Origin of the sequence: Dietzia sp. HMSC21D01, from assembly GCF_001815995.1 — a bacterium.
Taxonomy (GTDB): domain Bacteria; phylum Actinomycetota; class Actinomycetes; order Mycobacteriales; family Mycobacteriaceae; genus Dietzia; species Dietzia cinnamea.
This window is the reverse complement of record NZ_KV823860.1, coordinates 1-3,373: the sequence shown is the minus strand read 5'-3', so window position 1 is coordinate 3,373 and position 3,373 is coordinate 1. Positions and strand designations below refer to the sequence as shown.

Annotated in this window: 4 protein-coding genes and 1 pseudogene; all 5 read left to right on the top strand. The window is 65.6% G+C overall.

The genetic code is table 11. The features are described from left to right. Positions 1 to 787: 787 nt before the first annotated feature. Positions 788 to 1,021: pseudogene (locus HMPREF3086_RS19900) on the top strand (helix-turn-helix domain-containing protein); the annotation flags it as partial. 51 nt (positions 1,022 to 1,072) lie between these two features. Then, positions 1,073 to 1,279 (top strand): helix-turn-helix domain-containing protein, encoded by a 207-nt coding sequence (locus HMPREF3086_RS19550; RefSeq protein ID WP_241504510.1) that lies wholly within the window; start codon positions 1,073 to 1,075, stop codon positions 1,277 to 1,279. A 94-nt stretch (positions 1,280 to 1,373) separates the two neighbouring features. Next, positions 1,374 to 1,586, top strand: coding sequence for a hypothetical protein (locus tag HMPREF3086_RS18465; RefSeq protein ID WP_132064161.1), 213 nt, complete (start codon positions 1,374 to 1,376; stop codon positions 1,584 to 1,586). 267 nt (positions 1,587 to 1,853) lie between these two features. Beyond that, a complete protein-coding gene (locus HMPREF3086_RS18460) occupies positions 1,854 to 3,008 on the top strand; it encodes a hypothetical protein (RefSeq protein WP_141764014.1) in 1,155 nt (384 codons plus the stop codon). A 155-nt stretch (positions 3,009 to 3,163) separates the two neighbouring features. Beyond that, a partial coding sequence (locus HMPREF3086_RS06390; RefSeq protein ID WP_141764013.1) for a hypothetical protein occupies positions 3,164 to 3,373 on the top strand: 210 nt, incomplete at its 3' end.

The window sequence follows — 3,373 nt, the reverse complement described above, 5'->3', positions numbered from 1 at the left end:
CTGCACTGGGTACGACGGGGCCTGCTGCACCGGGTACGACGGGGCCTGCTGCACCGGCGCAGGCTGCGAAGAGCGAACCTGCCGCGTTGGAGTCTGCGGCGCCGGAGCGGTGTCGACCTCAGAGGCCGCCTCTTGGGGCTCGTCGCGCCTGTCCTCCCTCTTCACCTCACGGGCTGGCTGGACCGCCTTCGCTAGGCCGGCCTGTTTCGCCTGGGCAGGACGCTGCGCAGCCGTCCGGGATGAGGTCGCCTGAGCGGCCTTCGCGGACCGCTGAGGCGCGCTCGTCTTCTGGGCCACATCCACGCCGGCCTGAGTGGTCGACGGTCGAGCTGCGGGCGCAGTCGCCTCCTCGATTCCTGACTGAGTCGCGGCCGATGCCGCGTACACGCCGGCGAACGCGATCAGCGCTGTACAGGCGCCGATGGCTGCTCCGCGAACGGCCGAACGGAGGTCTCCCTGGGTATGGCTCATCGCATCCTCGGATCACTGAGGGCGGCGCTCGGCAGGGGGCAGCGCCCCGTGACCAGGGGGGCGCCGACAGTCGGCAGAGCACACGCGTGTGGTGGGGATTGCGCTTCATCGCACCGGGACAGAATCAACCGGTGCGGAGCCGTACCGGCGGTACGGGCGCAGAAGGCACGGTATGCGAACGCTGGGTGCTTGCTCAAGGGCTTCCCTCTCGAGTCCGGTGAGCCTCTACTTAGTTGATAGACCAGCTTGTCTATCGCGTCGGCAACGCTAGGTTATAACGTTAAGTTATACCGGCGCAAGGGCTGAGGGGGCCGAAATGGACTGCGATGATGATGCGAGTTGCACGCCAGATGCAGGAGGTTGCGTGGCTCGCAGGCCCGGCTATGTCAGCCCTTCCGTGGCTCGCGGAGCGATGCTTCGACACGGCCTTACGGGCCTCCAGGTCGCCGCTCGCGTAGGCGTCAACCCCTCGACCGTGCGCAACTGGCTAGCCGGCCGAACGGCACCAGCCCCAGCGAAACTCGCCGCGCTAGCCCAAGTCCTCGAGCTGAACGTTCGAGACCTCACAGGCGTACTCCCGGGCCGCGAAACCCTCTCGGACATGCGCGTGCACGCAGCGCTCAATCAGTCCGAGGTCGCCGAGCGCGTTGGCCTCAGCCAAAGTGCCTTCTCCACCATCGAGCAGGGGGGCTCGCCACTGTCCGAGGCGCTGTGCGCCAGCCTGGCCGACCTCTATGGGGAGCCCCAGGAGGCCGTGCGTGACGCATGGCAGCGCGCCAACGACACGCTCAAGGGTTCCACCCAATAGCGCGCATCTGTATCGTTAAGTATTACCGGCCCGACACGCCGCCCCGCCTAGGAAATAACACACCTGAAACTACACCCGTGATAGCAATATCCACATGGCACCTCCTCGTACCACTGAAGGCCGCACTCAACTCAATGCGCTCATCGACGAGAAGTTGTTCGCCGACGTGCAGCGCCTCTGGCGGGAATCCGGCAACCCTAAACGCTGGCAGGTTGTCGAAGAGATCGTCCGACTGGGCGTCGAAGCGTACGAAGCCGTACCCAAGGACCACCGGGGCGGGCAGCAGGAGCTGCTCCAAGCCGGTTAAGAACCGACCACGACTGAACAGGAGGACGCCTCTCACCATGCACTGACGCGGGTATCGACTGACCACCGAGTACCTGCGTGACAACTGCACAGCGGAGCGTTCACAAACAAAAAAGAACGCCACCCGACGGGAATCGGGTGACGTCCTTGAAGTTTGAGATCAGGACAGGCGACCAAACCTGCTTCTGATCTGCGCTCCCTCCCAATGGAAGGAACTGTCGTGCGAGACAGCTCCGAGGGTAGCGCACACCCAAATGCGGTGTCCAGCATGTCAATGCTGGGCGAGTCGCAGGGTGCGCCAATAGGCCTCGATGACACGCAAGAACCCAACCTCGGCGACGTGATCCGCCAGCGGATCGAGGATGCCGAGAAAGAAAACATGCTGCGCGGCCAGCGCGGCCATTCCTGGGCACTCGACGGCCGGCAGCCGGCCTTGGTGTGGCAAAGCCGCACCAAGTGGCTCACGGCCGCCGCGGCGGAGTTGGCGTGCGCTCCGGGCCGGCAGCTGTGCCGGAAGTGGGGCGTGTCCTCGCGGACCGTGCTGCTCGTAGCTCGGGCGTGCGCTCACTTTGCAGACTCCAGCACCGGGCGCGGCGTCACCGCTTCCAACGCCACTATCGGCCGGGTCGCTGCTGAGCTGGCGGGTCGCGCTCGTCCGTACTGCCACGATGTTGTCCTGAAAGCTCGGGCCGTCCTGGCGGCGCTGGAACTCGCGGTCGAGGTCGCGCGGGGGCGGTACCTCACAGTCGAGGAACGATTTCAGGCAGCCGTGCATCACGACGGAGTCCAGATCCGAGCTGCATCCACATGGGCGCTGACGACTCCCCGCAGGTGGTACACAAAATCGTCTCTACCGCGTAGCGGTTCTACGGGGAGTAAAACTCCCCGTAAGAAGCGTTCCCCCACACACGCGCGCAAGCGCGCGACGGCGCCCTCCGGGCGCTCACCAAGACCCCAGGGGAGAGAGCGGCCTCGCCAGGCACACATCGTCACCGCCCAGCTCGTCGCCGCAGCAAAAAGCCTCGACAACGGCCAGCATCTGGGCTCCCTCGTCGACGTAGTGGCCGAGCTGGTCGACTGCGACCGCTGGACAGGCCGCGATCTGGTGGCGGTCCTCAACCAGGACGCCAGGAAAAACCCCCGCGACTGGCCCTCCACCATCACCAATCCGTCGGGGTTCCTGCGGCATCGCCTCTCCCGGCTCCGGGACGTGCTTGCCGGCCCCTCACCTAGTCAGGTGGCTGAGCAGCACCGACAGCAAGCCCTCGAAGAGCAGCGCAGACGGGCCGAGGCCGCCGCCGCAGCCGAAGAACGCGCGGCTACGCCTGAGCAGGTGTCACGCCACATGGACGCCATCCGTTCAATCCTGCGACGACGGCAGCGCAGGTCGGCGGAGAACGACCGTTTCGGCCTCGCCAGGTAACGCCCGAGGGTGGCGATCGGGGGAAGGTTGATCGCCCGAGATTGAGCTCGAAACCATAGGCTGTGCCCGTCATTGACCACGTCAGGAGGCTTCACGTGCGGCTTGATCCGAGATGGATCGTCTTCGATCTCGCAGACAGAGGCGATGGAGATCTGATGGTTCACTCCATCGGTGGAGTCCCCTGCCAGCGCACGCTCCGACGGGCCGTCAAGAGCAACCTGCTCGACCTCGACCGTGACGGTTTAAGGCTGATCACGGACTACGCCCGCACCCGAACATGCTCGACTCCCGGCCTGCACGCTGATTACCACCTGGTCGAACATCCCGAGTGCGGCCCGACCGGAATCGCCGTCTGGCTCCACCCC